Source organism: Microbacterium hydrocarbonoxydans, assembly GCF_900105205.1.
In the GTDB taxonomy this organism is placed as follows: Bacteria; Actinomycetota; Actinomycetes; order Actinomycetales; family Microbacteriaceae; genus Microbacterium; species Microbacterium hydrocarbonoxydans.
The window spans coordinates 2,928,239-2,954,449 of sequence record NZ_FNSQ01000005.1; the positions used below are offsets into that span (position 1 = coordinate 2,928,239).

The 26,211-nt window shown below is 68.8% G+C and carries 30 protein-coding genes and 2 tRNA genes; 3 read left to right on the plus strand and 29 right to left on the minus strand.

Annotation, left to right across the window (positions count from 1 at the left end; genetic code table 11):
* Window positions 1-4 precede the first annotated feature (4 nt).
* From tsaD to BLW44_RS14385, 6 genes are read right to left on the minus strand one after another with little or no spacing between them, the layout of a single operon-like run.
* Window positions 5-1,075 (minus strand): tRNA (adenosine(37)-N6)-threonylcarbamoyltransferase complex transferase subunit TsaD, encoded by a 1,071-nt coding sequence (gene tsaD / locus BLW44_RS14360; protein WP_060927479.1) that lies wholly within the window; start codon window positions 1,073-1,075, stop codon window positions 5-7.
* On the minus strand, window positions 1,072-1,578 hold the full coding sequence (gene rimI, locus BLW44_RS14365) for a ribosomal protein S18-alanine N-acetyltransferase (protein WP_060927480.1): 507 nt from the start codon (window positions 1,576-1,578) through the stop codon (window positions 1,072-1,074). The genes tsaD and rimI overlap by 4 nt, the downstream gene beginning before the upstream one ends.
* Window positions 1,575-2,198, minus strand: coding sequence for a tRNA (adenosine(37)-N6)-threonylcarbamoyltransferase complex dimerization subunit type 1 TsaB (gene tsaB / locus BLW44_RS14370; RefSeq protein ID WP_060927481.1), 624 nt, complete (start codon window positions 2,196-2,198; stop codon window positions 1,575-1,577). The genes rimI and tsaB overlap by 4 nt, the downstream gene beginning before the upstream one ends.
* Before the next feature lie 20 nt (window positions 2,199-2,218).
* Window positions 2,219-2,716: a tRNA (adenosine(37)-N6)-threonylcarbamoyltransferase complex ATPase subunit type 1 TsaE gene (gene tsaE / locus BLW44_RS14375; protein WP_245647438.1), complete on the minus strand. Its 498-nt coding sequence runs from the start codon at window positions 2,714-2,716 to the stop codon at window positions 2,219-2,221.
* A complete protein-coding gene (gene alr / locus BLW44_RS14380) occupies window positions 2,713-3,819 on the minus strand; it encodes an alanine racemase (RefSeq protein WP_060927482.1) in 1,107 nt (368 codons plus the stop codon). The genes tsaE and alr overlap by 4 nt, the downstream gene beginning before the upstream one ends.
* Window positions 3,816-4,175, minus strand: coding sequence for a holo-ACP synthase (locus tag BLW44_RS14385; protein WP_060927483.1), 360 nt, complete (start codon window positions 4,173-4,175; stop codon window positions 3,816-3,818). Before BLW44_RS14385 ends, alr begins: the two co-directional genes overlap by 4 nt.
* A gap of 306 nt (window positions 4,176-4,481) precedes the next feature.
* Between BLW44_RS14385 and BLW44_RS14390 the strand changes: the two genes are divergently transcribed.
* On the plus strand, window positions 4,482-5,315 hold the full coding sequence (locus BLW44_RS14390; RefSeq protein ID WP_060927484.1) for a DUF559 domain-containing protein: 834 nt from the start codon (window positions 4,482-4,484) through the stop codon (window positions 5,313-5,315).
* A 105-nt stretch (window positions 5,316-5,420) separates the two neighbouring features.
* Here the strand turns inward: BLW44_RS14390 and glmS are convergent, their stop codons facing one another.
* Window positions 5,421-7,268, minus strand: coding sequence for a glutamine--fructose-6-phosphate transaminase (isomerizing) (gene glmS / locus BLW44_RS14395; protein WP_060927485.1), 1,848 nt, complete (start codon window positions 7,266-7,268; stop codon window positions 5,421-5,423).
* A gap of 58 nt (window positions 7,269-7,326) precedes the next feature.
* Complete coding sequence (coaA, locus tag BLW44_RS14400) at window positions 7,327-8,271, minus strand: type I pantothenate kinase (protein WP_060927486.1); 945 nt, start codon at window positions 8,269-8,271, stop codon at window positions 7,327-7,329.
* 36 nt (window positions 8,272-8,307) lie between these two features.
* On the opposite strand from coaA, the gene BLW44_RS14405 reads away from it, so the two are divergent.
* The gene (locus BLW44_RS14405) at window positions 8,308-9,252 is read left to right on the plus strand and encodes a Ppx/GppA phosphatase family protein (protein ID WP_060927487.1); all 945 of its coding nucleotides are present in this window, start codon (window positions 8,308-8,310) and stop codon (window positions 9,250-9,252) included.
* A 31-nt stretch (window positions 9,253-9,283) separates the two neighbouring features.
* Here the strand turns inward: BLW44_RS14405 and glmM are convergent, their stop codons facing one another.
* The 8 genes from glmM to BLW44_RS14445 form a co-directional block, all read right to left on the minus strand.
* The gene (gene glmM, locus BLW44_RS14410; protein WP_060927488.1) at window positions 9,284-10,642 is read right to left on the minus strand and encodes a phosphoglucosamine mutase; all 1,359 of its coding nucleotides are present in this window, start codon (window positions 10,640-10,642) and stop codon (window positions 9,284-9,286) included.
* Between the two features lie 14 nt (window positions 10,643-10,656).
* A complete protein-coding gene (rpsI, locus tag BLW44_RS14415) occupies window positions 10,657-11,142 on the minus strand; it encodes a 30S ribosomal protein S9 (protein ID WP_042539158.1) in 486 nt (161 codons plus the stop codon).
* Window positions 11,143-11,169: 27 nt separating this feature from the next.
* On the minus strand, window positions 11,170-11,616 hold the full coding sequence (gene rplM, locus BLW44_RS14420) for a 50S ribosomal protein L13 (RefSeq protein WP_045253410.1): 447 nt from the start codon (window positions 11,614-11,616) through the stop codon (window positions 11,170-11,172).
* A gap of 175 nt (window positions 11,617-11,791) precedes the next feature.
* Complete coding sequence (locus BLW44_RS14425) at window positions 11,792-12,460, minus strand: endonuclease/exonuclease/phosphatase family protein (protein ID WP_060927489.1); 669 nt, start codon at window positions 12,458-12,460, stop codon at window positions 11,792-11,794.
* Window positions 12,461-12,545: 85 nt separating this feature from the next.
* Window positions 12,546-13,853, minus strand: a complete 1,308-nt coding sequence (locus BLW44_RS14430) for a hypothetical protein (RefSeq protein WP_060927490.1) — start codon at window positions 13,851-13,853, stop codon at window positions 12,546-12,548.
* Window positions 13,850-14,698: a tRNA pseudouridine(38-40) synthase TruA gene (truA, locus tag BLW44_RS14435; RefSeq protein WP_060927491.1), complete on the minus strand. Its 849-nt coding sequence runs from the start codon at window positions 14,696-14,698 to the stop codon at window positions 13,850-13,852. Before truA ends, BLW44_RS14430 begins: the two co-directional genes overlap by 4 nt.
* A 55-nt stretch (window positions 14,699-14,753) precedes the next feature.
* Window positions 14,754-16,292, minus strand: coding sequence for an APC family permease (locus BLW44_RS14440; RefSeq protein WP_060927492.1), 1,539 nt, complete (start codon window positions 16,290-16,292; stop codon window positions 14,754-14,756).
* Window positions 16,293-16,391: 99 nt separating this feature from the next.
* A complete protein-coding gene (locus BLW44_RS14445; protein ID WP_060927493.1) occupies window positions 16,392-16,757 on the minus strand; it encodes a winged helix-turn-helix transcriptional regulator in 366 nt (121 codons plus the stop codon).
* Window positions 16,758-16,854: 97 nt separating this feature from the next.
* Here BLW44_RS14445 and BLW44_RS14450 point away from each other — a divergent pair, with 97 nt between their 5' ends.
* Window positions 16,855-17,700, plus strand: a complete 846-nt coding sequence (locus tag BLW44_RS14450) for an SDR family oxidoreductase (protein WP_060927494.1) — start codon at window positions 16,855-16,857, stop codon at window positions 17,698-17,700.
* A gap of 74 nt (window positions 17,701-17,774) precedes the next feature.
* On the opposite strand, the gene BLW44_RS14455 is transcribed toward BLW44_RS14450, so the two are convergent.
* From BLW44_RS14455 to BLW44_RS14515, 13 genes are all read right to left on the minus strand, one after another.
* The gene (locus tag BLW44_RS14455; RefSeq protein WP_060927495.1) at window positions 17,775-18,128 is read right to left on the minus strand and encodes a hypothetical protein; all 354 of its coding nucleotides are present in this window, start codon (window positions 18,126-18,128) and stop codon (window positions 17,775-17,777) included.
* Window positions 18,125-18,748, minus strand: coding sequence for an Asp23/Gls24 family envelope stress response protein (locus BLW44_RS14460; RefSeq protein WP_060927496.1), 624 nt, complete (start codon window positions 18,746-18,748; stop codon window positions 18,125-18,127). Before BLW44_RS14460 ends, BLW44_RS14455 begins: the two co-directional genes overlap by 4 nt.
* Window positions 18,745-19,311, minus strand: a complete 567-nt coding sequence (locus BLW44_RS14465; RefSeq protein ID WP_060927497.1) for an RNA polymerase sigma factor — start codon at window positions 19,309-19,311, stop codon at window positions 18,745-18,747. The genes BLW44_RS14460 and BLW44_RS14465 overlap by 4 nt, the downstream gene beginning before the upstream one ends.
* A 126-nt stretch (window positions 19,312-19,437) precedes the next feature.
* The gene (locus BLW44_RS14470; protein WP_245647439.1) at window positions 19,438-19,905 is read right to left on the minus strand and encodes an Asp23/Gls24 family envelope stress response protein; all 468 of its coding nucleotides are present in this window, start codon (window positions 19,903-19,905) and stop codon (window positions 19,438-19,440) included.
* A gap of 210 nt (window positions 19,906-20,115) precedes the next feature.
* Window positions 20,116-20,298 carry a hypothetical protein gene (locus BLW44_RS14475; protein ID WP_060927498.1) on the minus strand — a complete coding sequence of 61 codons (183 nt, stop codon included), beginning with the start codon at window positions 20,296-20,298 and terminating at the stop codon, window positions 20,116-20,118.
* A 176-nt stretch (window positions 20,299-20,474) separates the two neighbouring features.
* A tRNA-Met gene (locus BLW44_RS14480) sits at window positions 20,475-20,548 on the minus strand.
* A 34-nt stretch (window positions 20,549-20,582) separates the two neighbouring features.
* Window positions 20,583-20,654: transfer RNA gene (locus BLW44_RS14485), tRNA-Thr, on the minus strand.
* Between the two features lie 68 nt (window positions 20,655-20,722).
* Window positions 20,723-21,976, minus strand: coding sequence for a M23 family metallopeptidase (locus BLW44_RS14490; protein ID WP_060927499.1), 1,254 nt, complete (start codon window positions 21,974-21,976; stop codon window positions 20,723-20,725).
* Window positions 21,977-22,098: 122 nt separating this feature from the next.
* On the minus strand, window positions 22,099-22,899 hold the full coding sequence (locus tag BLW44_RS14495) for an inositol monophosphatase family protein (protein WP_245647440.1): 801 nt from the start codon (window positions 22,897-22,899) through the stop codon (window positions 22,099-22,101).
* Window positions 22,896-23,921, minus strand: coding sequence for a hypothetical protein (locus tag BLW44_RS14500; RefSeq protein ID WP_139305291.1), 1,026 nt, complete (start codon window positions 23,919-23,921; stop codon window positions 22,896-22,898). The genes BLW44_RS14495 and BLW44_RS14500 overlap by 4 nt, the downstream gene beginning before the upstream one ends.
* A 75-nt stretch (window positions 23,922-23,996) precedes the next feature.
* Window positions 23,997-24,791 (minus strand): enoyl-CoA hydratase/isomerase family protein, encoded by a 795-nt coding sequence (locus BLW44_RS14505; protein ID WP_060927501.1) that lies wholly within the window; start codon window positions 24,789-24,791, stop codon window positions 23,997-23,999.
* 46 nt (window positions 24,792-24,837) lie between these two features.
* Window positions 24,838-25,329: an FBP domain-containing protein gene (locus tag BLW44_RS14510; protein WP_060927502.1), complete on the minus strand. Its 492-nt coding sequence runs from the start codon at window positions 25,327-25,329 to the stop codon at window positions 24,838-24,840.
* Between the two features lie 57 nt (window positions 25,330-25,386).
* Entirely contained in the window at window positions 25,387-26,094 is a 708-nt protein-coding gene (locus BLW44_RS14515) for a FadR/GntR family transcriptional regulator (protein ID WP_060927503.1), read from the minus strand.
* Window positions 26,095-26,211 lie beyond the last annotated feature (117 nt).

Here is a 26,211-nt window from a genome sequence, read left to right on the forward strand (position 1 = left end):
CTCATCACTGCACCGCGACGCGCTCGTCGACCTGGATCTCGGTGACCGGAAGCGTGGAGTCGGCACCGAAGCCGAGGGTCGACGGAGCGCGACCGGACGAGATCAGCTCGGCGGCGAGCGCGGCGATCATGGCGCCGTTGTCGGTGCACAGCGACAGCGGCGGAATGCGCACGGTCACGCCTGCCGCCTCCGCACGGGCGAGCGCCACCTCGCGCAGTCGGCGGTTCGCGATCACACCGCCGCCGAGCAGCAGGCGCGGCACGCCGAGGTCGGCGCAGGCGGCGAGGGCCTTCGTGACCAGCACGTCGACGACCGCTTCACGGAAGCTCGCCGCCACATCGGCGACTGGCACCGGCACACCGTCGGCCTCGCAGCGCTCCACCCAGCGGGCGACGGCCGTCTTCAGTCCCGAGAAGGAGAAGTCGTAACGGTGCTTCGCGAGGTCGGATGCGCGGGAGAGGCCGCGCGGGAATCGGATCGCCGTCGGGTCGCCGTCGAGCGCCGCTCGATCGATCTCGGGGCCGCCCGGGTAGGGCAGCGACAGCAGGCGGGCGACCTTGTCGAACGCCTCCCCTGCCGCGTCATCCATCGTCTCGCCCAGCATCTCCACGTCCGTCGTCAGATCGCGGACATGCAGAAGCGAGGTATGCCCGCCCGAGACGAGCAGTGCGATGGTCGGATACTCCAGCGGCTCTGATCCGGGGGTGAGGATGTCGGCGGCGATGTGGCCGACCAGGTGGTTGACCGCGTAGAGCGGCTTGTCGAGGGCGATCGCGAGTCCCTTCGCCGCGCCGACGCCGACCATGAGCGCACCGGCGAGCCCGGGGCCGCTCGTCACCGCCACGGCATCCAGGTCCTCGAGTCGCACCCCGGCCTCGACGAGCGCGGCGTCGATCGACGGCTGCAGCGCTTCGAGATGCGCTCGGGCGGCGACCTCCGGCACGACGCCGCCGTAGCGGGCGTGCTCGTCCATGCTCGACGCGATCGTGTTCGACAGCAGAGTGCGTCCGCGGACGATCCCGATGCCCGTCTCATCGCAGCTGGTCTCGATGCCCAGCACCAGCGGCTCGCTCATGCGCTCGTCTCCTTCACGGCATCGGCCGCCGCCTCGTCACGGTGGGCAGCTCGGGGATGCTGCAGCGCGAGGCGCATCACGATCGCATCCACGTCATCCGGCTGGTAGTACCTCGGACGGCGGGCGATCTCCTCGAAGCCCTCAGACCGGTAGAGTCCCTCGGCGCTCGGGTTGTCGGCGCGCACCTCGAGGAAGACCTCTCGTGCTCCGCGTTCCACGGCGGCATCGAGCAGGGCACGCAGCAGTGCGCGTCCCCGACCGGCGCCGCGGTGCTCGGCGTCGAACGCGATCGTCTGGATGTCGGCGTCACCGCTGCCCTGCAAGGCGCGGACGCCGCCGTAGCCGATGATCACGCCCTCGTGCTCGTCGACGAGGTATCGACCGTGCGGGCTGGAGAGCTCGAGCGCCATCGCCTCGGAGCTCCAGGCATCGGTCGGGAAGGAGCGGCGTTCGATCGCCATGATCGCATCGAGATCAGCCGGTGTGGCCGCGCGCAGTGTCATCGCCCCACCTTCTTCGGCGCCCCTGGCACCGTGACGTCCGGGTGGCGGAGGTACAGCGGCTCCTCACCGGCGAGGATGCGTCCGGCGGTGATCGTCCGCGCGCCCACCCTGGCGAGGTCCACGGCAGAGAGCGTCTCCGTGTCGATACGGCGGATTCCGGCGAGATGCTCGTCCGCCTCGACCCGCGGCACCAGCACGGTGTCATCGCGCACGAGCGGGATGCCGTCGGCATCCACTCCGTCGAACACCGTGATGGCGACCTCGCGCCGCCGGGCGTCGGTCACGATCGCGAACGGACCGGTCAGGGAGTCGCGTTCGATCGCGGTCAGGGCTGCGGCGTGGTGACTCGGCACGGGAACCACCGGGATGCCGCGGCCTCGTGCGAACGCGCGAGCAGCGGCGATCCCGATGCGGAGCCCGGTGAAGGGACCCGGACCCATCCCGGCGACCACGTGCGTGATCGGATCGGTGCCTGCGTCGTCGAGGGCTCGTGCGAGCAGTTCGCCGATGACCTCGGCGTGTCCGAGAGGATCTGCGGCCGATGCTTCGGAGCGGCGGCTGCCGTCGACGTCGATGAGGGCGACGGCAGTGCCCAGGGAGGTGTCGACGGCGAGGATCACCTCTCCAGGGTAGTCGTGGTTCAGCCGGGGATCGCTGAGCGTCCGCCGCGCGTGATCGTCACGTAGCGCGGGGCGTCCGCGTCGAGTTCTGAGGGGTCGAGCGCGTCGTCGCCGCCGACAGGTCGCTCCAGCTCGATGTCCCACCAGGATTCGGCGAGCTCCTCCGCCATGCCGCGGCCCCACTCGATCACGACGACCGAACGGGCGAGGTCGAGATCCAGGTCGTCGAGCTCCGCCTCCGACCCCAGGCGGTAGGCGTCGACATGCACGAGCGAGGCGCGTCCGACCAGCGACGGGTGCGTGCGGGCGATGACGAAGGTCGGGCTCTGCACGGGTCCCCGCACTCCGAGGCCCTCCGCGAGGCCGCGCGTGAACGTCGTCTTGCCGGCACCGAGGGGACCGGTGAGGATCAGGAGGTCACCCGCCTCGAGCTGCTCGCCGATGCGGAAACCCAGCTGCTCCATCGCGTCCGACGTCGCGATCTCGACTCGTCCGAGGAAGGCGGGGTCCACGCTCACGCGGACCTCCGCGGCACTCGGGCGCCGATGCGCGTGACGATCTCGTAGTTGATGGTCGATGCGGCGTTCGCCCACTCCGCCGCCGACGGGGCACCGAGCGTCGGGTCGCCGAAGAGCACGACCTCATCGCCGATCGAGACCGGCGAATCGCCGACGTCGACCACGAACTGGTCCATGGCTATCCGTCCCACGTTCGTGTAGCGGCGTCCTCCGATGGAGACCGGCAGGTGACCCGAGGCCTGTCGGGGCACGCCGTCGGCGTACCCCAGCGGCACCAGCACCAGGGTGGTGTCGTGAGTGGTGCGATGGTCGTAGCCATACGAGACACCGGCGCCCGCCGGCACCCGCCGCACCGCCGCGATGGCGCCGCGGAGGGTCATCGCGGGGCGGAGTCCGAGCTCGGCGGACGACCGGTCGTCGAACGGGGACAGGCCATAGATGCCGACGCCGATCCGCACCGCATCCAGGCGCATCTCGGGCAGATCGATCGCAGCCGCCGTCGCCGCGATGTGCCGGATCTCGGGGTGGATGCCGAAGGATGCCGCGGCAGCGACGCCCTCCTCGAACTTCGCGAGGGCCTCCCGGTCATCCTGCGGGGAGGTGTTGGAGAGGTGGCTGAAGAGCCCGATGATGCGCAGCCGGCCGATGCGCTCGAGTCGCGCCGCCTCCGCGAGCACGCGGCGCCAGTCGGCCGGGGCGATGCCGTTGCGCGACAGGCCGGTCTCGAACTTGAGGTGGACTCCGACCGGCCGGTCCACGGATGCGACGGCACCCGCCGCCTCGAGCTGATCGAACGACGAGATGCCCACCTCGATGTCGTGGGCTGCGGCCTGTTCGAACCTCTCACCCGGCGCGTGCAGCCAGGCGACGATCGGCGCAGTGATGCCCTGGCGGCGCAGGTCCAGGGCCTCCGGGATCTCGGCCACCCCCAGGCGCGTGGCGCCGCCTGCGAGTGCGGCGACGGCGGCCGCGGCCGCGCCGTGACCGTACGCGTTCGCCTTGACGACGGCGATGACCTGCACGCCGGTCAGACGACGGAAGTGGCGGACGTTGTCGGTGATGGCATCCAGGTCGATGCGCGCCTCGCGGAACGGAACGGTCACAGCGGCTCTCCTTCGGCGACGACGAATGCGGCGGCGAGTCCAGCGTCGTGGGTGAGGGTCAGGTGCAGTCGGGTGATCCCGCGCTCCTCCACGGCCTGCGCGGTGGATCCGGAGAGCACGAAGTGCGGGCGCCCCGAGGCTTCGGAGGCGATCTCGATCTCGATCCAGTGCACGCCGTCCGACCCGCCGAGAGTCTTGATCAGCGCCTCCTTCGCGGCATACCGCGCGGCCAGCGAGGGCAGCCGCAGCGCGCGCTCGCTCGGCGCGAAGAGCCGCTCCAGGAGTCGTGGCGTGCGTTCGAGGGTGCGCTCGAAACGCGGGATGTCCACGAGGTCGATGCCGGTCCCGATGATCACCTGTTCAGCCTAGTCGCGGCATCCGGGCCCGACCGCTGGCACCCCGTCCCCGACGGTTCCGTCCATTCCCGGTCCCCCTCCCCCCCCTCGACGCCATTCAGGGTCCCGCTCCCCCCTCAACGCCATGCCGAATGCATGCTCAGAGAACACCTGCATGCTCGATTCCCCGATCTCGGCCTGCATCCGTCGTACGGGCATGCATCCGTGCGGAGCACGTACCCTGCACAGCTCCAGGGCACCGGCGGTTCTGCACAGAGTGCGGGTTCTGGTCGTCGGGCGACGCCGACGACGTCGGATGATCGAAGGATGATCGACCCCGCAGACCTCCTCCGTATGCTCGGCGGGATCGCGCACGGTCGAACGCTGCAGCAGTACGGATCCACCCGGACGCGTCTCGCCACAGCGGCGCGCGCGGGGACCCTACGCCGCGTCCGGCCGGGGGTCTATGCCCTGCCGACGACGGACTCGAAGGTCATCGCCGCGGCCGCCCATGGCGGGGCGCTCACCTGCGCGGATGCCCTCCGCGCGCACGGAGTCTGGGTGCTTCCGCGCGTCGATGAGATCGTGCATGTGTGGATGGGCGGCTCCGGCCGACGGCATCCGCACAGCCCGTGCGAGTGCATCCCCCATCACTCTCCCGGCACCGCAGGCCTCGGGCCGGCTCCGGTCGCGGCGGCCCTCCTCCACGCCTATAGATGCCTCGATGAGGAGGCGTTCTTCGCGGCATACGAGTCCGCGTGGAACAAGCATCTGCTGTCCGCGCAGGATCGCCGGAGGATCAGGCGCGAACTCCCGAAGTCCGCGCACTGGCTCCTGGACCTCGCACGCCCGGATGCCGAGAGCGGACTCGAATCGATCCTCCGACTGCGGCTTCACCTGCTCGGCATCCGCCTGGACTGCCAGGTCATCATCGACGGTGTGGGGCGCGTGGACTTCGTCGTCGAGCGGCGCGTGATCATCGAAGTGGACGGTCGCCTGAACCACGACGGTCCCGACATGCGGCACAAGGACCTGATGAGGGATGCCGCGGCATCCCGTCTCGGATTCGAGACCCTTCGCTTCGACTACGCCATGATCATGCACGACTGGGATGCCGTCGCCCGAGCCGTCATCTCGGCTGTCGCTCGGGCCCGGCGATGATCCCGTCGCAGATGCATGCTCAGAAAACGGATGCATGCCCGGATCGTCGATCCTGGCCTGCATCCGTGATTCTGACCTGCAGGTGCAACCCTGCGGGCGAGAGACTTACTCGACCGTGACCGACTTCGCCAGGTTGCGCGGCTGGTCGACATCCAGGCCCTTGGCCGTGGCGAGCGCCATCGCGAAGATCTGCAGCGGGACGACCGCGAGCAGCGGCTCGAACATCGCGCCGGCGAGCGGGATGCGGATGACCTCGTCGGCGAACGGCAGCACGGCCGCGTCGCCCTCTTCGGCCACGACGATCACCCGAGCGCCGCGAGCGCGGATCTCCTGGATGTTCGAGACGACCTTGGAGTGCACCAGCGCCGAGTGGCGGGGCGAGGGCACCAGCACGAAGACGGGCTGACCCGGCTCGATCAGTGCGATCGGACCGTGCTTCAGCTCGCCTGCGGCGAAGCCCTCGGCGTGGATGTAGGAGATCTCCTTGAGCTTGAGAGCGCCTTCGAGTGCGATCGGGAAGCCGACGTGGCGACCCAGGAACAGCACCGAGCGGGTGTCGGCCATCCAGCCGGCGAGCTGGGTGACGTGCTCCTGCTCGCTCTCGAGGACCTTGGCGATCTTCTCGGGCAGCGCGCCGAGCTCGGCGACGTCGACGGACGCATCCTGCACCGTGCCGCGCACGCGGCCCATGTGCAGGCCGAGGAGGAGCAGCGCGGTGATCTGCGCGGAGAAGGCCTTGGTCGAGGCGACCGCGACCTCGGGACCTGCGTGCGTGTAGACGACGGCATCCGATTCGCGCGGGATCGTCGCACCCTGGGTGTTGCAGATCGAGAGCGTGCGCGCGCCGCGCTCGCTCGCGTACTTGACCGCCATCAGGGTGTCCATGGTCTCGCCGGACTGGCTGATCGAGACGACCAGCGTGTCGTCGCCGATCACCGGGTCGCGGTAGCGGAACTCGTGCGCGAGCTCGACGTCGACGGGGATCCGCGCCCACTGCTCGATGGCGTACTTGCCGACGAGCGCCGAGTACGCGGCGGTGCCGCAGGCGGTGATGATGATGCGGTTGATGCCGAGGAAGAGCTCGTCCATGCCGTCGAGCTCAGGGATGACGACCTGGTCGCCCTGGATGCGGCCGCGGATCGTGTTCGCGACCGCTTCGGGCTGCTCGGCGACCTCCTTGGCCATGAAGCTGGACCATCCGCCCTTCTCGGCGGCGGCGGCATCCCACGACACGTCGAACGGCTCCGCCTCGACGGGCGTGCCGGCGAAGTCGGTGACGGTGACCGACTCGGGCGTGATCGACACGATCTGGTCCTGACCGATGGCCAGTGCCTTGCGGGTGTGCTCGATGAATGCGGCGACGTCGGAGCCGAGGAAGTTCTCTCCCTCGCCGAGGCCGATCACGAGCGGGGAGTTACGACGGGCTCCGACGACCAGGCCGGGGTGGTCCTGGTGCATGGCGAGCAGCGTGAAGGCTCCTTCGAGGCGGTTCACGACCGCGCGGAACGCCCCCTGCAGGTCGCCGCCGTTGGTGCGGTACTCGCGTCCGAGCAGTGCCGCTGCGACCTCGGTGTCGGTCTCGCTGCGGAAGCTGACGCCGTCGGCGAGCAGTTCCTCGCGAAGCGCGGAGAAGTTCTCGATGATGCCGTTGTGGATCAGTGCGAGCTTGTCGTCGTCCGCAAGGTGCGGATGCGCGTTCTCGTCCGTGGGTCCACCGTGTGTCGCCCAACGGGTGTGCCCGATGCCGGTGTTGCCTTCAGCGAGGGCGGCGTCCTTCAGCGAGTCGCGCAGCATGGCGAGCTTGCCCGCCTTCTTGCGCATGCCCAGCGAGCCGTCGCCGTCGATCACGGCGACGCCCGCGGAGTCGTATCCGCGGTACTCGAGACGGGCGAGGCCTGCGAGCAGGATGTCCTGGCTGGGCCGCGGGCCCACGTATCCGACGATTCCACACATGTGGTCAAGAGTAAGCCTGGCTTTTTGCGAAGGTTCCGAACGAATCCTCCGCGCCCGGTCAGAGCTTGCGCAGGAGCACGCTCTCGACGCTGTGATCGATGCCCTTGTTGAGCACCAGTCGGGCCCGATGCCTGGTCGGCATGACGTTCTCGACGAGGTTCGGCATGTTGATCTCGTTCCAGTACCCGAGCGCCGTCGTGATCGCCTCGTCGTCGGTGAGGTGGGCGAAGACGTTGAAGTACGACGAGGGGTTCGAGAACGCTCCCTGACGGAGCGCGAGGAACCGGTCGACGTACCACTTCTCGATGTGGGCGGTGTCGGCGTCGACGAAGATCGAGAAGTCGAAGAGGTCGCTCACCGCGACATCGTTGGGTGCGGGCGGCGGCTGCAGGACGTTGAGGCCTTCGACGATGACGACGTCAGGCCGCCGCACCACCACATGTGCGTCCGGGACGATGTCGTATCGCATGTGCGAATAGAACGGCGCCCGCACCTCCGCGGCCCCGCTCTTGACCTCGGTGAGGAACTCGATCAGGGACCGACGATCGTAGGACTCGGGGAAGCCCTTGCGGTCCATCAGACCCCGACGCTCGAGCTCCGCGTTCGGATACAGGAACCCGTCGGTCGTCACCAGCTCGACGCGCGGCGTCCCTGGCCACCGGCTCATCAGCTCACGCAGCAGGCGGGCGATGGTCGACTTCCCGACCGCCACAGAGCCGGCGACTCCCACCACGAACGGCGTGGTCGTGTCATCCTCCTGGAGGAAGGAGCTCGTCGCCGCCCCCAGCCGCTTGGTCGCGGTGGCATACAGGCTGAGCAGTCGACTCAGCGGCAGATAGACCTCGCGAACCTCGGTGAGGTCGAGCCTGTCGCCGATGCCGCGCAGCTCCACGACCTCGGTCTCGGTGAGCGGCTGGTCGAGTCCCGCCGCGAGCCGTGCCCATTCATCGCGGCCGATCTCGCGATACGGAGACAGCGGCAGCGTGGGGTCGGCGGTGGTCACGAGTACATCGTAACGGCGCGCGCGTAGTCTCTATCCGTGCGCCTGGGAGTCCTCGACATCGGTTCGAACACCGTCCATATGCTTGCTGCCGACGTCCGCCCCGGCGGGCGGCCGCTGGCGACGACGAGCGACCGCACCGTGCTGCGGCTGATGCGGTACCTGACGGACGACGGCGCGATCTCGGAGGAGGGCGTGCGTGCGCTCGAATCGGCGGTCGTGCAGGCGCGCAGGGTCGCGGAGGCCGAGAAGGTCGACGAGCTGCTGGCCACCGCGACGAGCGCCGTGCGCGACGCCCGCAACGGCGCCGACGTGATCGCCCGCATCGAGACTGCGCTCGGGCAGCCGCTCCAGGTGCTCGACGGCGAGACGGAGGCGGAGCTGACCTTCCTCGCCGTGCGACGGTGGTTCGGCTGGTCGGCCGGTCAGCTGCTCCTGCTCGACATCGGCGGAGGCTCGCTCGAGGTCGCGGCGGGAGGCGATGAGCTGCCGGACGCCGCGGCATCCGTCCCGCTCGGCGCCGGCCGAATGACGGTGCAGTTCCTGCCGCACGACCCTCCGGGCGAGGATGACGTGGAGCGCCTGCGCGCACACGCCTCGTCGACGCTCTCGGAGATACTGCCCCGGTTCACCGCGCTGCCGCGGCCCGACCACGTGGTCGGCTCCTCGAAGGCGATCCGTTCGTTGGCGCGGCTCGCCGGCTATCCCGTGCCGGGGTGGTCCGGCATTCAGCGGATGGTCCTGCCGCGAGCATCGCTCGGGTCGTGGATCCCGCGTCTCGCACGCCTGCCCGCCTCTGCCCGTCAGGAGCTGCCCGGTATCACCGCCGACCGCACGTTCCAGATCGTCGCCGCTGCCGTGTCGCTGCACACGGCCATGACCGCGCTCGACGTCGATGAGCTCGAGGTGTCGCCGTGGGCTCTGCGCGAAGGCGTGCTGCTCCGCTACATCGAGCAGCTGAACTGGAGCGCGCCGCGGAACTGACAGCAGTCGGTCCCGCGGCGCGCTCGACGGTTCAGAGCGAGAGGCGCTCCCGCACCACGTCGACCAGACGATCGGCGTACGCACGAGCCGAGTCGGCGTCCGCCGCCTCGACCATGACGCGCACGAGGGGCTCGGTGCCGGACTTGCGCAGCAGCACACGGCCGGTCTCGCCCAGCTCGGTCTCGACCTCGCGGACGGCGGCCTGGACGTCGGGATCCGCGTCGACCGCGTCCTTGTCGACGTCACGGACGTTGACGAGCACCTGCGGGTACACGGTCATGACGCTCGCGAGCTCGGCGATCGTCTTGTTCTGGCGAGCCATCTCGGCGACCAGGTGGAGACCCGTGAGGAGCCCGTCGCCGGTGGTGGCGTACTCGCTCATGATCACGTGACCGGACTGCTCGCCGCCCAGGGCATAGCCGCCCCTGTTCATGTCTTCGAGGACATAGCGGTCGCCGACAGCGGTCTGACGCACGGTGATGCCGTGCTCGCGCATCGCCACGTGGAGTCCGAGGTTGCTCATCACGGTGGCGACGAGGGTGTCGTCGGTCAGGTGACCGCGTTCCTTCATCGACACCGCGAGGATCGCCATGATCTGGTCGCCGTCGATGACCTTGCCCTGCGCGTCGACGGCCAGGCAGCGGTCGGCGTCGCCGTCGTGGGCGATTCCGATGTCCGCTCCGAGTCGCACGACGGCCTCGGCGAGCTGGTCGAGGTGCGTCGATCCGACGCCGTCGTTGATGTTCCAGCCGTCGGGGTCGGCGCCGATCACCGTGACGTCGGCTCCGGCGTCGCGGAACGTCTCGGGCGAGACTCCGGATGCCGCACCATGCGCGCAGTCGAGGACGACCTTGATGCCGGCCAGACGGTTCGGCAGCGAGCCGAGCAGATGCACGACGTAGCGGTCCTCGGCGTCGGAGAACCGGTCGATACGACCGACGCCCGCACCGGTGGGGCGCAGCTTGTCGCCGGCCATCGCCTCTTCGATTCGCTGCTCGACGACATCGGGGAGCTTGACGCCGCCGCGGGCGAAGATCTTGATGCCGTTGTCCGGTGCCGCGTTGTGCGACGCCGAGATCATCACACCGAAGTCGGCATCACGGTCGCCGACGAGGAATGCGAGCGCGGGCGTCGGGATGACCCCTGCCTCGAGCACGTCGACTCCGGAGGAGGCGAGACCCGCTGAGACGGCCGCGGTGAGGAAGTGACCGGAGACCCGAGGGTCCCGGGCCACGACTGCGGTGAGGCGCTTGCCTTCGGCTTTGCGTGCCTCCGCAGTACGGCCCTGGCCCAGGACGACAGCAGTCGCCTGGGCCAGGGTGAGCGCCAGGTCGGCGGTGAGGATGCCATTGGCGAGTCCTCGCACACCGTCCGTGCCAAAGATCGGCATCGGAGCGGTTGACCTTAACGCTTCGAGTACTGAGGCGCCTTGCGGGCCTTCTTGAGTCCAGCCTTCTTGCGCTCCTTGACGCGCGCGTCGCGCGAGAGGAAGCCGGCCTTCTTCAGGGTCGGACGGTTGTTCTCCTCGTCGATGCCGTTGAGCGACCGAGCGATACCGAGACGCAGCGCACCGGCCTGGCCCGAGGGGCCACCACCGGAGATGCGCGCGATGACGTCGTAGCCGCCGGCGAGGTTGAGGATGGTGAACGGGTCGTTGATCAGCTGCTGGTGCAGCTTGTTCGGGAAGTAGTCCTCGAGCGTGCGGCCGTTGACCGTGATCGTTCCCGAGCCGGGGACGAGACGCACGCGGGCGATGGCCTGCTTGCGACGGCCGACAGCGGCACCCGGGACGCTGAGCACGGGGCGGGGAGCCGCCTCCACTGCGTCGGTCTCGGGGGTCGAGGTCGAGAAGTTCTGGGGGTTTTCGGTGGTGTCCTGGATGTCAGCCACGAGTATGTCCTTAAGTCTTTACGGCGCTTACTGGGCGACCTGGTCGAGGGTGTACGTCTTCGGCTGCTGAGCGGCGTGCGGGTGCTCTCCACCGACGTAGACCTTGAGCTTCGACAGCTGCTGACGGCCGATGCTGTTCTTGGGGAGCATGCCACGGATGGCCTTCTCGACAGCACGGACCGGGTTCTTCTCCATGAGCTCGGCGTAGGTGACCGACTTCAGGCCGCCCGGGTAACCCGAGTGGCGGTAGGCCAGCTTCTTCTGGAGCTTCTGACCGGTGAGCGCGACCTTGTCGGCGTTCACGATGATGACGAAGTCACCCGAGTCGATGTGGTTGGCGAAGGTGGGCTTGTGCTTGCCACGCAGGAGCGTAGCGGCGTGCGAAGCCAGGCGGCCGAGAACGACGTCAGTGGCGTCGATGACGACCCAGTCACGCTGGACCTCGCCGGCCTTCGGGGTGTAAGTGCGCGTCACGATAGTGCTGCTTTCTTGTTCGAACGGAGAAGTTCGTGAATCCCACTCCGGGGTGGTTCTTCCCTACAGGGATGAACACGCCAGTGGAGGGCTCACGTTCGTTAGTACTCGGCAGTCGAGTACCAAAGAGACAGCTTACGTCATCCAGCGCCGGAATCCCAATCGAGCCGTCACGTCAGTCGAACCGCGCGGTCACCAGGATCGGTCGATGGTCGCTGAGGCCCTGCGGCAGGGTCGTGACCCGCTCGATCTCGAACCCGACGGACGTCGCGAAGTCGTAGTGTCCGCGGAAGACCCGATAGCGCGTGTACGTGTGGTCGTCGCTCATCGTCAGCGCATAGCCGTGCTCGCGGACGGTCTTGCCGAGGTTCTCCTTGAACACCGGGTAGTTGTAGTCCCCGACCATCAGCTGCGGAAGGCGATCGCCGAGCGTCGCGAGCTCGGTGAGCGCGGCGCGGATCTGATGCCGCCGCAGCGAGTTCAGCGCTGTCAGCGGTGCCGCATGGAAGGACGCGGCGATGAACTCCCTGCCTGCGTCGATGTCGCGCAGCCGAGCTCCGAGCACCCGCTCGTGTGCCGGCTTCGCGATGCGGTCGTGCAGCGACTTCTTCAGCTCGATCGTCCGGATGCCCTGCAGGTGGAACGCGCTCTCGCGGTAGAACATCGCAAGTCCCAGGCGGTTCCCCTGCGTGGCATCGGCGAGCGCGAGGTCGCCGATCCGGTCGGGGAGGTCTGCGACGTCGCATTCCTGCAGGCAGAGGATGTCAGGATCGTGCGCCGAGGCGAGGGCCACGAGCTCTCCCGCGGCGCGGTGCTTCTGCAGGTTGTACGAGATCACCTTCATCGAGACTCACGCTAGTGCGTCCGCGTTGGATTCCGGTGGCAATCGTCCGTCCGGCCGGTGAACGCCGTGCCGCGAACGTCAGGGGTCAGGGCCGCGGCGCCGACCGCGCCCGACGCGGCGTGCGCGAGCGGGGGCGTCCTCCGCGCCCTCCTCGCTGACCGTCCCCGGGGGACAGGGCGTCGCGGATGGCCTGACGCTCGCGCCGGCGACGGGGCGCGTCGCTCCACCCGATCGCGAACCCGAGCAGGATCAGCGCGGTCGAGACCAGCAGCACGGCATCCGAGTCGAGCGTGGTCCAGTCCGCCCACAGGGCTCCGATCGACAGGACGACCCCGCACGCGCCGAGCGCGGAGAGTCCGAACTGCAGTCGGACCATCGACCGATTCTCCGACAGGAGCGGATCGATCAGGTTCACGTCGATGCGACGCGGCGTGCGGTCCGAGACCCATCGCGCCAGGGCGACCTCGCGGGCGCATTGCAAGGCCACCCCGCCGAGCCAGGCGAGCGCACCCAGGGCAGCGCAGACCGCGATCGCCGCCCCACTCGACAGGCTCAGGACATCGATGCCGTTCTCGATCGGCTGGTCCCAGTAGACCGGGTCGCAGCCGCGGCACTGCTGACGCAGGAACACCGACAGCATGAAGGCGGCCAGCGACACCCACGTCGCCGCCATCAGGATCGAGGCGATCCTGCCCAGGAGGCGCGCGCTCGGGGCCGTGAGCCAACGGGGCACGACAGCGGGTGACGCCGCGCTGCGCCGTTCGGAATCGGAGGCCTCCGCGCGTCGGATGAGCGGCTTCCACCCGCCGGTGAGGGCCACCATCCGCGCCGCGTCCCGCGCGACGAGCCGACGCCCCAGCCCCTGCAGCGCCGCGGCACCAGCGGTCAGCGCGGCGAAGACGAGGAGGGCGATCCAGCTCACCGCGTCCTCGCGCAGATCCTCCGTGAACAGGACGGCGAGCAGGAAGATGGCGCCCAGCACACCGACGCTCCAGAGCAGCACGGTGCCCGTGGTCTTGAGGTAGGTGGCCGGCGCGGCTGTCAGCTCTGTCCGCAGCGGGCGCTGCGGCACCGCATCCGGATCCATCCGTGCGCTCGCCTCCGCCGCACGGAGCGCGGCGAAGCGCTCGACGATCAGCACGCATGGCACGATCACGGCGAGTACGGCGCCGACGAGCAGGATCGCGCCCATGCTCGAGCGCAGGAGCGGGTCGAGATCGACCTGCCAGTAGAGCGAGGACAGTGCCTCCTCCCCCACGATCCCGACGATCACGATGCCGAGGAACGTGTAGAGGATGCCGACGATGAAGCCCACAGCGGTGTCGAGCACTGCGCGCCAGAACGACCACGCGGGCGTGAAGACCTCGATGAAGGATGCCGAACGCGCACTCATGCGCTCGTGCCGTCCCGGCGGGCGCGAGTCTGGCCGGCCCGCGTCGCGAGCAGGTCGTCTGCGGGGTACCCCACTTCGGTGAGCGTCAGACCGCGCGCCGCGAGCACCTTGAACTCGCTCGTGCGGGTCAGCGCGTCGCGCAGCAGGACCAGATCGTCGACATCGAGCCGCCCTTCGCCGACGGCGACGCACGCGCCCACGAGCGCTCGCACCATGCTGTGGCAGAACGCGTCGGCCTTCACCTCGGCGACGAGGACGCCCTCGGCATCGCGTGTCCAGCGGTAGTCGAGGAGGGTCCGGATCGTGGTCGCTTCCTCGCGCGGCTTGCAGTACGCGGCGAAGTCATGGAGCCCGATGAGGGTGCGGGCCGCGGCATCCATCACCACCTCGTCGAGCGGAGCACGGTAGGCGGTGGTGTCGTGGCGTCGGAGAGGGTCGTACCCGGAGGTCGCATCGGCGAGACGGTAGCGGTAGCGCCGCCATACCGCCGAGAAGCGTGCGTCGAAACCCTCCGGCGCGATGGACGAGCGTGTCACCGTGGCATCGGGGTAGGCGCCGAGCACGCCGCGCATGCGACGGGCGATCGAGGCGGCCGGATCCTGCGGCGCTCTGCCCTGGCGCGACTCGATGCGCGACCACTGCCCCTCGTCCAGGTCGACGTGCGCGACCTGACCCTCGGCGTGCACTCCGGCATCCGTGCGCCCGGCGACCACGAACTGCACGTCCGAGCCGACGATGCGGGCGAGGGCGGCCTCGAGGGTCCCCTGCACGGTGCGCAGGGTGGGCTGCTTGGCCCACCCTCGGAAGTGGGTGCCGTCGTAGGCGATGTCGAGACGGATGCGCACGGATAAAGCCTAGGCCGTGGCGGTGCGCGATCCGGGTCTGACGGGATACCTGCCGTCAGATGCCCCCGTCGATCGAGCGGATGAGGCCCGGCTCGTCGGGGACCATCACCTGGGTGTCGCGGTTGAGGCTCTCGCCGCGGAAGAACCTCTTGGACCGCGGGAACAGGTACCAGACGAACATCAGGACGAGTCCGAACGCGAGCGCTCCGATGCCGATTACGAAGGTGCCGCCGATGCCGAGCAGCACCGTATAGCCGTAGTCGACGTCGTACATGTCGATCGCCGACTGCACGAAGGCCCACGTCAGCATGGCCGCCCCGAGCACCGGGAACAGGCCCTTGAAGAAGAACTCGCGGGCCGAGCGGGTGAGGTCCTTGCGGAAGTACCATGCGCAGGCGAATCCGGTGATGGCGTAGTAGAACGCGATCGCCAGACCGAGCGACAGGATCGAGTCCTGCAGGATGTCGTCGCTGATCAGGGTCATGCCGATGTAATAGGCGATCGCCACGACGCCCATGACGATGGTCGAGAACGACGGGGTCTTGTAGGTCGGGTGCACGTCCTTGAATTTCGCCGGCAGAGCGCGGTAGACGCCCATCGCGAGGGTGCCGCGGGCGGTCGGGAGGATCGTGGTCTGCGTGGACGAGATGGCCGAGAGCACGACCGCGACCACGAGGACCCAGCCGAACGGGCCGAGCAGGCCGTCCTTGATCGCCAGGAAGAAGTCGTCGGCGTTGGCCTCGTTGCCGAGTCCGGTGCCCTCCGCGCCGAGGCCGGCGTACATCATCGCGGCGATCGTGACGCCGACATAGGTGACGAGCAGGATGACCGTCGTCAGCAACGCTGCGCGTCCGGGGATCTTCTTGGGATCCTTGGTCTCCTCGTTGAGGGCGAGACAGGTGTCCCAGCCCCAGTAGATGAAGAGCGCGAGCAGGATCGACTCGGTGAAGCCGGGCCAGCTCGTGAACGCGAACGGGTTCAGCCACTCCATCTCGAACGGCGTCGGGTTCGGCGCGGTTCCGGCGAAGAACTGCCAGAGCGCTGCCACGACGAAGATCGCCAGCGCGAGGTACTGGATGCCGAGCAGGACGTTCTGGATGCGTTCGCCGATCTCGACGCCGCGCCAGCTGACCCAGGTCATCGCGGCGATGAACAGCACCGCGACCAGCACGATCCGCCAGTCGTTGTTCTCGAGGTCGAACCCGATCAGCGACCAGAAGTACACCGAGGCGATCTGGGCGAGGTTGGCGAGCACGACCATTCCGGCGACCGCGACGCCCCAGCCTCCCATCCAGCCCACCCATGGACCGAAGGCCTTCGTGCCCCAGGTGAACGTCGTGCCGCAGTCGGGGACGGCGTTGTTGAGCTCGCGGTAGGCGAAGGCGATCAGCAGCATCGGCACGAACGCGATGATGAAGGCGATCGGCGCCTGCGCGCCGACGGCGAGCACGACATAGCCGAGCGTCGCCACGAGCGAGTAGACGGGGGCCGTCGAGGCGAGGCCGATGACGGTCGACCCCCACAGACCGAGTGTTCCCGCGGCGAGGCCCTTGCCGTCAGGGCGTTCGAGATGGATCGGCGTCGTAGCTGACATGCTCAGAAGATACGGGCACTACGGTTATCGCGTCAATCCTTTTCTTCGACCGACGGATTCCGTGGGTCCTTCGATGATTGCGCGACGGAATCCGTCGGACTAAACGCGGTCGATCATGGCGTCCGCGTGGTCGGCCACCCACTCGACGAGCGGCAGCATCCGCTCCATCAGATCGCGGCCGAGCGGGGTCAGGCTGTACTCGACGTGCGGCGGCACCGTCGGAAGCGATTCCCGATGCACCAGCCCGTCGTCCGCGAGCGTCCGCAGAGTGGATGCGAGCATCTTCTCGCTGATGCCGCCGACCTCCCGGCGCAGCTCGCCCCAGCGACGGGTGCCGTCGGAGAGCGCGGACAGCACGAGCACGCCCCATTTGCTCATCACATGATCGAGGACGACCCGAGTGCTGCATCCGGGCTCGAAGATCTGTGGCGTCGCTTCGCGGATCTGCGCATAACTAACCGTCATGTATGTACCTTACTTCAAAGTGGGTACCCACGATCCGGAATGTACGAAGAGGCACCGGCGGTTGTGGGTCATGTCACCTACGAAAGGACACCACCCCATGACCATCCTCGTCACCGGCGCGACCGGCAACCTCGGACGCCTCGTCATCGAAAGCCTCCTCGAGCGCGGCGCAGACCCGCAGTCGGTCATCGCCGGTGCGCGCGACGTCACGAAGGCGGAAGGCCTCGGCGTCCGCGTGGCCCGCGTGGACTACTCCGACCCTGCCTCCGTCCGCAGCGCCCTCGAGGGCGTCGACACGGTCCTCCTCGTCTCGGGCTCCGAAGTCGGCCAGCGCGTCGCGCAGCACAAGGCGGTCATCGATGCGGCGAAGGATGCCGGCGTCGCCAAGCTCGTCTACACCAGCGCCCCGAAGGCCACCACGAGCGACCTCGTGCTCGCGCCGGAGCACAAGGCGACGGAAGAGCTGATCGCCGCATCCGGCGTCCCCTCTGTCATCCTGCGGAACAACTGGTACACCGAGAACTACGCGGCCGACCTCGCCCGCGCCGCCGAGACGGGCGTGCTCGCATCGGGTGCAGGCGCCGGGCGCGTCGCCTCGGCCAGCCGCAAGGACTTCGCCGAGGCCGCCGCAGTCGTCCTTCTTGACGAGGGTCACCTGGGTCAGGTGTACGAGCTGGGTGGCGACGTGGCGTGGAACTACGACGACCTCGCGGGCGCGATCGCCGAGATCTCGGGCCGCGACGTCGCGTACCAGCCGCTGACCGCCGACGAGCAGCTCGCCGGGCTCCGCGCCGCAGGACTCGATGAGGGCACCGCCGGCTTCGTGGTCGCTCTGGATGCCGGCATCGCCGCAGGGGCGCTCGCCGACACCGACGGAACGCTCTCGCGACTCATCGGCCGCCCGACGACTCCGCTCGTCGAGGGACTGCGCGCGATCGCCTGATCGCTGCAGTCGCCAGACAAGGAGGCGCCGATCCTCACCCAGGATCGGCGCCTCTGCGTGCTCACGCGGACTTCTCAGTCCGACGATGCCTCCCGAGGATGGACATACGCGATCGTGAGCACGATCTCGGCGGTGGTGAGGCCTTCTGCCCCCAGGGCCTCTCCAACCGCCCGTCGCACGGCGCGCAGCGTCTTCGCCGCGCCCGCCGAGTATTCGATGCCGAGCGACGCTTCGACGAGCACGCCGGCATCGCCCATGCGGACGGACACCAGGGGCTCGTCGTCGCGGTTGATGCCGACGGCGACGGCGCTCTCGCCGACGAGGTTGGAGATGAGGGAGCCGGCGCGATACACGCTGCGGACCCCTGGAGTCGCCACCACGGCGGCCTGGATGCGTCCGGCGAGCTCCGGCTGCGCTGTCATGGTCATGACCGCTCTCCCCTCGTGTCGCCGATGCGCTGCACGTCGCGCACCGTCACGTCGATCCCGGTCACGGTCAGGTCGGTGTGCTGCTGCAGCCGCCGCGCGACCTCGCTTCGGAGCATCTCGACGGCCTTCGGGATCGACTCTCCGTAGACGGCGTTCACCTCGATCGCGATCCGCACCGGCGAACCGACCACGGTCACATCGCCATCGAGGGTGGACCGCCCGACGAGGATGCCGGGAACGGCGTTCTCCGCCGACCGGATCAGCCCGCGCACAGCACCCTCGGTGATTCCGAAGTCGACCGCCGGCTCCTCCTCGACGAACGGGATGCGTCGGCCTGCCCTGGCATCCAGTGCGATGCCGGTGAGGATCCGATCCACCCAGCTGTCGTCGACCTCTGGCATCGCCGCTGCATCCGCTTCGATCAGCTGCCCGCCCAGCCCCCGCAGCCGGTCGAGCGCATCGAGCGCGAGCTGGCACCCGGGTGAACCCTCGATCGAGGGATCGAGCGGCCGTCGTCCTGCGTCGAGGTAGTCGCTCAGCTCTTCGAGCGTGTGTCCGTCTAGGTCGCCGGGCTCGAGTCCGAGCTCGCGGACGTCAGGGGTCTGCTGGTCATCGGTCATCGCCAGGCCTCCATCCGCACGATCATGAACTTCCTGGCTCTGGCCAGCAGGCCGCGAGCGGTCGACACCGAGATCTCCAGCTCCTCGGCGATCTCCTCATACGAGTAGCCGCCCATCTCGCGCAGCACCCAACACTCGCGCTGGGCGGCCGGGAGTTCCTGCAGCGCCGCTCCGAGAGCCTCGATGCCCGCTCGCGCCTCCACGACACGAGCCGGCGCGCTGTGCGCCGGCGCCTCCTGCTCGATGTCGTCGACATCGAGCACCGGACGAAGCGCACGGATGCGGTCGACGGCCTTGCGGCTCACGATCCTCATCAGCCAGCTCTTGACCTTGCCAGGGTCGTCGAGCTCGGAGAACCGCTGCCACGCCGTCACGAACGTCTCCTGCACGATGTCGTCGACATCGGCCGAGGCGTTCAGCATCCGCTGCGTGTAGGCGCGCATCATCGGGGTGTACCTGCGGACGAGCACGGCGAATGCCGCGACGTCTCCGTCCATCGCCCGACCGGCGACGATCCGGTCGTCGGCCTGCTCGAGAGCAGAGCGAAATCCTTCCCCAGCCATACGGCGTCCCCCTCTTCCCTGCCCTGTGAGCCGTTCGGAGCGAACCCGTCATCGGATGGGATCGTCGATCCTCCGGTGACGGGGCCACGAGCCCCTGAAGCACTCACGTGTTCACGACCGACCGAGTCACAGAACCCGCGAATCGGCGCCGTCCGCGGCGGGGGTTGGGTCGGCTGCGACGTCGTCCTCCGTCGGGATGTGCACGTCGTTGATCGTGACGTTGACCTCGACGGCCTGCTTGCCGACATACTCGGCCATGGCGAGGGAGATCGCCGCACGAACGTCATCGGCGACCTTCTGCAGCGACGCCGGGTACTCGGCGACGATCGTCACGTCGACCGCGACCTGCGTCTCGCCGACCTCGACGCTGATGCCCTGGGCGAGGTCGGTGGAGTTGAGCGCATCGCGGATGGCGCCGACCGCACGCGCCGCTCCGCCGCCGAGGGCGTACACACCAGGAACCTCGCGAGCCGCGATGCCGGCGATCTTCGCGACGACGCCGTTTTCGATGATCGTCTCCCCCGTCGAGGCGACGGCCACGCCTGCGGGCGCGTCCTGGACTGCGGGCTGCTGTGCGTTCGAGACGTTCGTCATCGTGTGCTCCTCCATCGATCTGTCCTCCCCTGCGGGGCGGGTCGCAGTGCAGCGACACCACTAAGACGGATGCCGAACGGGAATCGTCACAGATCCGTCTGGGAATCTCTCTACAGTTCATCGGCAGTGGCACGCGCCGCCCGTTGCTGACACTCGACACGAAGGCCCGCTCCTCGGACGAAGAGCGGGCCTTTGCGTGTGCGGCGCGGGTCAGGGAAGGTCGCCGACCTCGAGCTCGTCGGGGTGGTCGGCGTTGTCGCCCGGCGCCTTCTGGCTCTCGCCGGGAGTCGCAGGATCCACCTCGGGATCGGGGTCGTTCGTCACGAAGTCGGCGTCGACGCCCGTCGCGTCGATCTCGGCGTTTTCGTCGGGTGCTGCCTGCGGGTCTGACATGATCGCTCCGATCGTCTGTTGCGGAAAGGGACGATCAGTCTCACTCGCGGGGTCAGACCGCGTAGCCCCCTTGACATGGGCAGCCGGGGATCACCCTGGTCGACCGCCATTGCAACTCGGCAAGACGTGATGCCCGGATACGACAAAACCCCCGGAAAACCGGGGGTTTGAATCTGTAGCAGGAGCGGGGCTTGAACCCGCGACCTCACGATTATGAGTCGTGCGCTCTGACCAGCTGAGCTACCCTGCCGCACCGCATCCGCATCGCAGCTACGAACACTGTGAGCCCCGAGTCAGGATTGAACTGACGACCCCTTCCTTACCATGGAAGTGCTCTGCCACTGAGCTATCGGGGCGTGCTGCCCCTCGCGGGGCAACCACACGAGAATACCATCACTGTGGCGTCCTCATGAAATCGAGGCGGTCAGTACGAGTACCGACCTGCGTTCTCACGGAGCCACGGCAGCGGATCGATCGTGCTGCCGTTGACGATGAGCTCGAAGTGCAGGTGCGCTCCGTAGGAGCGACCGGTGTTGCCTGTGTGGCCGACGATGTCGCCGACCTTCACGGTCTGCCCGGCCTTGACCTGCAGAGAGCCGTACTGCATGTGCGAGTAGTGGCTCGTGATGACCTTGCCGTCGATCACGTGATCGATGTAGACGGTCACGCCGTAGGCGCCGCCCTGCTCGGTCGCGATGCGGACGACACCGTCGGCGATCGCCTGGATCGGAGCGCCCTCGCCGGGCACGAAGTCGATGCCCTCGTGCAGACGGCCCCAGCGCATGCCGTATCCCGAGCTCATCCCGACGCCGACCTTGAAGGGCCACTGGATGGCAGCTTCGGCGTCGTTGGTGAAGACCTCGTTGGAGTAGTTGATGCCCTCTTCGGAGGCCACCTGGATCAGCGAGACGGTGGAGAAGCTGTCAGAGCGAGCGAGCGACTCGTTCCTCACATCGGAAGAGGTGACGAACGCCTGGATCTCGTCGTCGGCGGTGCCTGCCTTCGAGGACGCGGATGCGGCGACCAGCGAGGTGCCCACGGCCTGCGGGCCCTGCACGGCGGCGACCGCTTCTGCGGGAAGCGTCATGCCGACGGCGAGCAGTCCGGCGAGGCTCATCACGCCGACCGTCGCGCCGACGGCGAGGAACTTGCGGGCCTTCGGACGCCGCGTGGCGACGTGCTCGGTCGGTGCCTGCGGGGCAGGCTCGGCCTGCGGCTCGGAATCGGGAGCCGACATGGCTGCCGCGGCGATCGAGCGGAACGCGCGGGCCGCCGTCTCGAAAGCGTCGGCGGAGGACTCGGCGTCTGCGACATCAGACTCCGCCTCGTCAGGCTCAGCCTCGACGTCGTCCGCGAGAGACGACAGGTCTATCGGGGCGTCGACGGACTCGACGGCCGGTTCCACGACGTCATCCGCTTCGACAGGCTCTGCCGCAACGAGCTCATCCGAACCGGAGGAGGCAGTGGCTGCGGCGACAGCGGTCGCGGCGATGAAGACCTCAGCGGTGTTCAGTCGCTGACGCGCTGCCCGGCGCGAGGTCGGGGTGTCGGAGACGATGGGTGCGGCTTCGGAGACGGCTTCCGGTGCTCCTGCCGCGGGGGCCTCGAAGGCCGCAGTGCGGGGACGGCTGGAGCGGCGCGTGGGCGCAGAGGCAGCCTGGGGATTCTCGAAGGGCAAAGCAGATTCTCTCGGGTTAAACGTCAAGCTCGGGGGCGCTTACTACCCTCATCGATTCGGGCCGATGAAAGTAACGATCGGATAAACCCTAGCCTGCTCCACCTGGGAATGCCATGAATCGGTCACGTTTCATCCTGAAGAATTTCGGCGACCCGGTTGTGGACCTCGGTTCCACCGGCGATGAGCATGGGTCTCGCAGACGCGGTGTCGACCAGGGAGACAAGTCCGCCGGCCTCGCTCACCAGCAGCGCACCGGCGGCGTGATCCCACGGCTTGAGGCCACGTTCGAAGTACCCGTCAAGACGACCTGCGGCGACGAACGCGAGGTCGAGCGACGCGGCACCGGCGCGACGCAGGTCTCTGGCGATGGTCATCACGCGGCGCACGGTGGCGAGATCACCGTCGTGTGTCGCCGGGTCGTATCCGAAGCCCGTCGCGAGGAGCGCCCCGGCGGGCGCTTCGGTGGTGACGGACAGCCGCTGATCGCCGAGCCAGGCACCGTGCCCTCGCGCCGCGGTGAAGAGCTCGCCGGACGCAGGGGCGAAGACGGCCCCGGCCAGGGCCACCCACTCCCCCGGCCGGGCCGGTCCTTCGACCGCGGCGATGCTGACGGCGTATGAGGGGATGCCGTAGGCGTAGTTGACGGTGCCGTCGATCGGGTCGACGACCCAGGTGATGCCCGTGTCGCCCTCGGCGGCATCCGACTCCTCGCCGAGGAACCCGTCATCGGGGCGCGCCGTCTGGAGGAGTTCACGGATGAGCGCCTCGACCTCCCGGTCGGCATCGGTCACGATGTCGGCGAGGCTGGACTTCGTCGCGGCGAGATGCACGCCCTCGGCTCGCCGTGTGCGAGCGAGGTCGCCGGCCTCACGTGCGATCTGCGAAGCGATGTCGGCGAGTTCCTGCGCCAGGCCGCCGGTCACTGCTGAGGGCGCGGCGGAGCGGGCGGATACGCCTCAGGAGCCTGTGGCACGGGCGGCACGTCGGGTGCCTGCGCGTACGGCTCGGGCGCCGGCGCGGGCGGGAACTGCGCGACCGGGAACTGGGGGGCCGGAGGCTGCTGGTTCGGGTAGTGCTGCGTCGGATACTGCTGTCCCGGGTACTGCTCAGGCGCTGCGGGAAGGCTCTGCTGCGCGGGCTGCGCGGAGGGGTGCCCGGTGTAGTAGGCGTTCCAGTCCGGCGATCCGTCGATGAGCGCGGGAAGCGGTGTCGCGCCGTCCGCATACGTCGGCCAGGCCGGCGCGGCCGCGATGCCCTGAGCCGCAGGGGCCGGCTTGCGCGGAGCGAAGAGAGCGTTCAGCAGCGGGATGAGCGTGGTGCCGACGGCCGCGAGGATCGTCAGCGCCACGACGATGCGCCAGTACAGCTCGCCGTACTCGAACGTGTTCGGGAAGGTCAGGAAGAAGATCAGCATCGCGGCGAGCGCTCCGAGGAACACGATGGTCGCGATGTAGATGATGCGGGTGAACGACGTGACATGGCGCTGCGCGGCAGGGGTGAACAGTCGCACGTGCAGCAGCGCGAGCTGCAGGATGCCGACGACGAGCAGCAGCTGGAAGAAGCGCTCAGCGCCCGCGAAGTACTGATCGTCTTCGGGCAGCCAGATCTTCACCGCACCGACGAGCAGCGCGAAGATCCAGGTGACCATGCTCGACAGCGCGAGCCAGTCCGGACGGTTCGGCGCGAGCCCGGCCTCGAGGATCGCGATCCCCGCGAACGCCGCGAGCAGGAGGATGGTGAGGAAGGCCCGGCCGATCAGACCGTCCTGATCTCCGATCAGCACCCACACGACGCAGACGAGGGCCGCCGCGATGAGGGCGCCGATCGCGATCCAGAGCGCACCTCGGATGAGCAGGGACATGTTCTTCTTCTCGGCCAGCGGGGGCTGCGGGACGATCTCCGGCTGCGACATCGCGTTCCTCTCGTTGAGCGGCGTTGCGTTCATCCTTGCACGCGGCGGCGCGCGACTCACGTCGCCCGCACGATCGGTGGGGAGATCGACGGCGGGCCGACGAACGGCTCAGCCGCGGCGGGCGGATGCGGCGGCGAAGGCGGTGATGCGGGCCTGCGCGTCCGGCGTGGCCATGGATGCCCCGATCGACCGCGCCTCCTCGGAGAGCTGCTCGGCGAAGGTGCGCTCCGGCTGCGAGCGCACGAGCCTCTTGGCATGCCCGTAGGCCTCGGCCGCTCCGGCGAGCCAGAATCGGGCGATCTCCTCGGCACGCGCTCGCACCTGCTCGGCCTCGTGCGCGGAGTCCTCACCTTCGACCGCCTCAGCGACGAGTCCCCACTCGACGGCCTCGTCCGCGGTGAGCAGTCGATCCTGCAGCACGAGCTGCAGAGCCCTGCGCTGGCCGACCGCGCGAGCCAGCTGGGCGGACACCGACAGATCCGGCGTGAGTCCGATGTTGGCGTAGAGGCTCCCGAGGCGCGAGCGGGAGCCGACGACGGCGTAGTCCGTGCTCAGGAGGATCCCGAGTCCTCCCCCGGCCGTGGTCCCGTGGGCGGCGGCGACGACCGGCACGGCGGATTCGGTGAGCGAGCGGATGCCGGAGTTGATGACCTCGGCGAGCGCGGTGATCTCCGCACCCGACCCCATGCTCGTCGCCATCTCGATGACATCGCCGCCCGCGCAGAACGCCGGGCCTGCCGCATCGAGCAGGATGACCTTGACGTCGGACCGCGACGTCGCCTCTGCCGTGGCATCCCGCCACGCGTGCGCGAGGTCGGCGTTGAAGGCGTTGAGTCGTGCGGGGCGGTTCAGCGTCAGCCGAGCCAATCCTCCGTCGACGGCGAGCAGGATGGCATCGTTCATGGCTTCTCCTTCGAGCGCAGGACGTATGCGACCAGGGTAATCGCGATCAGGCGCGCTGCCGTACGCGCCCGACGAACGACTCCATGCGTCGCCGCGTGCCGTCGAGGCGCAGGTCGACCTGACCCGGCGCGAGCACCTCGTTCGGCGCGAGCGGATGCGCGAGTCGCACGTTCTCGTGGCACGACAGGTCCGTGCAGATGTAGGTGCCGACCGAGTCTCCCCGCGCTCCGCCCTCCCCCGCGAGCCGCGCCGAGAACAGCGCGACCTGGTTTCCCGGCTGGAGAGTGTGGCAGATGTTGCACATGCCCGAGCGTGCGCGGCCCGGATCGGATGCACGGAGCACGATGCCGGACACCTCACCGTCGTGCTGTGTGAGCACGTACCCGCGGCGGCCCGCACTCGGATCGCGCCACGCGAAGAAGTCGAGGTAGTCCCAGTCGATCAGCACGAAGTCGTGCGGCATCTCCATGACCCGCAGCTCGTCCGCATCCGCGTTGACGAAGGATGCACGGACCTCTGCCTCGGTGAGCGCTCGCATCCGTCCAGTCTATGAAGACGCGGCCCTCAGGGGCTCGCCGACCCGGCTGCGGGCAAGTCAGCCGGCGGCGCGCTGCATCGCCTCGTCGGCCTCCGTGACGATGTTGCGCATCGCGGTGGCCGCGGCATCCGTCTCTCCTCCGGCGACCGCGAACGCGACGTCCCGGTGCCACTGCACGGCGTTCGGATCGGCCACGTGCGGCATGAGATGGTGCGCGGTCCGGCCGCGGAGCACCGCTTCGACCATGCCGCCGAGGGCTGCGAGCATCCCGTTCCCTGAGGACTCCAGCAGGAGCCGATGGAACCGGATGTCGGCCTCGAGGTAGCGATCGTCATCGGCCGCGTGGTCCTCCTGCCCCATCGCGACGACCAGCGAGACGAGTTCGACCCGCTGCTCCGAGGTCGCGGTGCCAGCGGCCAGCCGGGCCGCCAGCGGCTCGATCACCGAACGCAGCTGGCTGAGCTCCCTGAGCTGCTCATCGCGCCCCGGTCCGGCGAGCCGCCAGGCGATCACCTCGGGCGCGTAGACGTTCCAGTCCGCGCGCGGTCGGACCTCGACCCCCGACTTGCGACGGACCCAGACCAGGCCGAAGGACTCGAGCACTCGGACGGCCTCGCGGGCGGCTGAGCGGGAGACGCCGCGCTCCTGGGCCAACTCGACCGTGAGCATCCGCGAGCCGGGCGGATGCTCTCCGTCGACGATCGCCCGCCCCAACTCGGCGACGAGCGAGTCGTGGACGGGGCTGGACGGGCCGGGGACGGTCATATGACGAGTATGCCTGTACAGGCGGCCTGATGTGCGTCGTCTGCGACCGGATGGTCTTTTATGTTGCGCATGTCGTGGTATGCGTGCTTATTATGTACGACATAAGGTCGTAAACCA

Bases quoted from the DNA above. Each gene is read 5' to 3' on its own strand.
- tsaD (WP_060927479.1), bottom strand. From the start codon at position 1,075: ATGAGCGAGCCGCTGGTGCTGGGCATCGAGACCAGCTGCGATGAGACG.
- rimI (WP_060927480.1), bottom strand. From the start codon at position 1,578: ATGACACTGCGCGCGGCCACACCGGCTGATCTCGATGCGATCATGGCG.
- BLW44_RS14390 (WP_060927484.1), top strand. From the start codon at position 4,482: ATGATCGACCCCGCAGACCTCCTCCGTATGCTCGGCGGGATCGCGCAC.
- glmS (WP_060927485.1), bottom strand. From the start codon at position 7,268: ATGTGTGGAATCGTCGGATACGTGGGCCCGCGGCCCAGCCAGGACATC.
- glmM (WP_060927488.1), bottom strand. From the start codon at position 10,642: ATGCCGATCTTTGGCACGGACGGTGTGCGAGGACTCGCCAATGGCATC.
- BLW44_RS14425 (WP_060927489.1), bottom strand. From the start codon at position 12,460: ATGAAGGTGATCTCGTACAACCTGCAGAAGCACCGCGCCGCGGGAGAG.
- BLW44_RS14430 (WP_060927490.1), bottom strand. From the start codon at position 13,853: ATGAGTGCGCGTTCGGCATCCTTCATCGAGGTCTTCACGCCCGCGTGG.
- BLW44_RS14440 (WP_060927492.1), bottom strand. From the start codon at position 16,292: ATGTCAGCTACGACGCCGATCCATCTCGAACGCCCTGACGGCAAGGGC.
- BLW44_RS14445 (WP_060927493.1), bottom strand. From the start codon at position 16,757: ATGACGGTTAGTTATGCGCAGATCCGCGAAGCGACGCCACAGATCTTC.
- BLW44_RS14450 (WP_060927494.1), top strand. From the start codon at position 16,855: ATGACCATCCTCGTCACCGGCGCGACCGGCAACCTCGGACGCCTCGTC.
- BLW44_RS14455 (WP_060927495.1), bottom strand. From the start codon at position 18,128: ATGACCATGACAGCGCAGCCGGAGCTCGCCGGACGCATCCAGGCCGCC.
- BLW44_RS14460 (WP_060927496.1), bottom strand. From the start codon at position 18,748: ATGACCGATGACCAGCAGACCCCTGACGTCCGCGAGCTCGGACTCGAG.
- BLW44_RS14465 (WP_060927497.1), bottom strand. From the start codon at position 19,311: ATGGCTGGGGAAGGATTTCGCTCTGCTCTCGAGCAGGCCGACGACCGG.
- BLW44_RS14470 (WP_245647439.1), bottom strand. From the start codon at position 19,905: ATGACGAACGTCTCGAACGCACAGCAGCCCGCAGTCCAGGACGCGCCC.
- BLW44_RS14475 (WP_060927498.1), bottom strand. From the start codon at position 20,298: ATGTCAGACCCGCAGGCAGCACCCGACGAAAACGCCGAGATCGACGCG.
- BLW44_RS14500 (WP_139305291.1), bottom strand. From the start codon at position 23,921: ATGAACGCAACGCCGCTCAACGAGAGGAACGCGATGTCGCAGCCGGAG.
- BLW44_RS14505 (WP_060927501.1), bottom strand. From the start codon at position 24,791: ATGAACGATGCCATCCTGCTCGCCGTCGACGGAGGATTGGCTCGGCTG.
- BLW44_RS14510 (WP_060927502.1), bottom strand. From the start codon at position 25,329: ATGCGAGCGCTCACCGAGGCAGAGGTCCGTGCATCCTTCGTCAACGCG.
- BLW44_RS14515 (WP_060927503.1), bottom strand. From the start codon at position 26,094: ATGACCGTCCCCGGCCCGTCCAGCCCCGTCCACGACTCGCTCGTCGCC.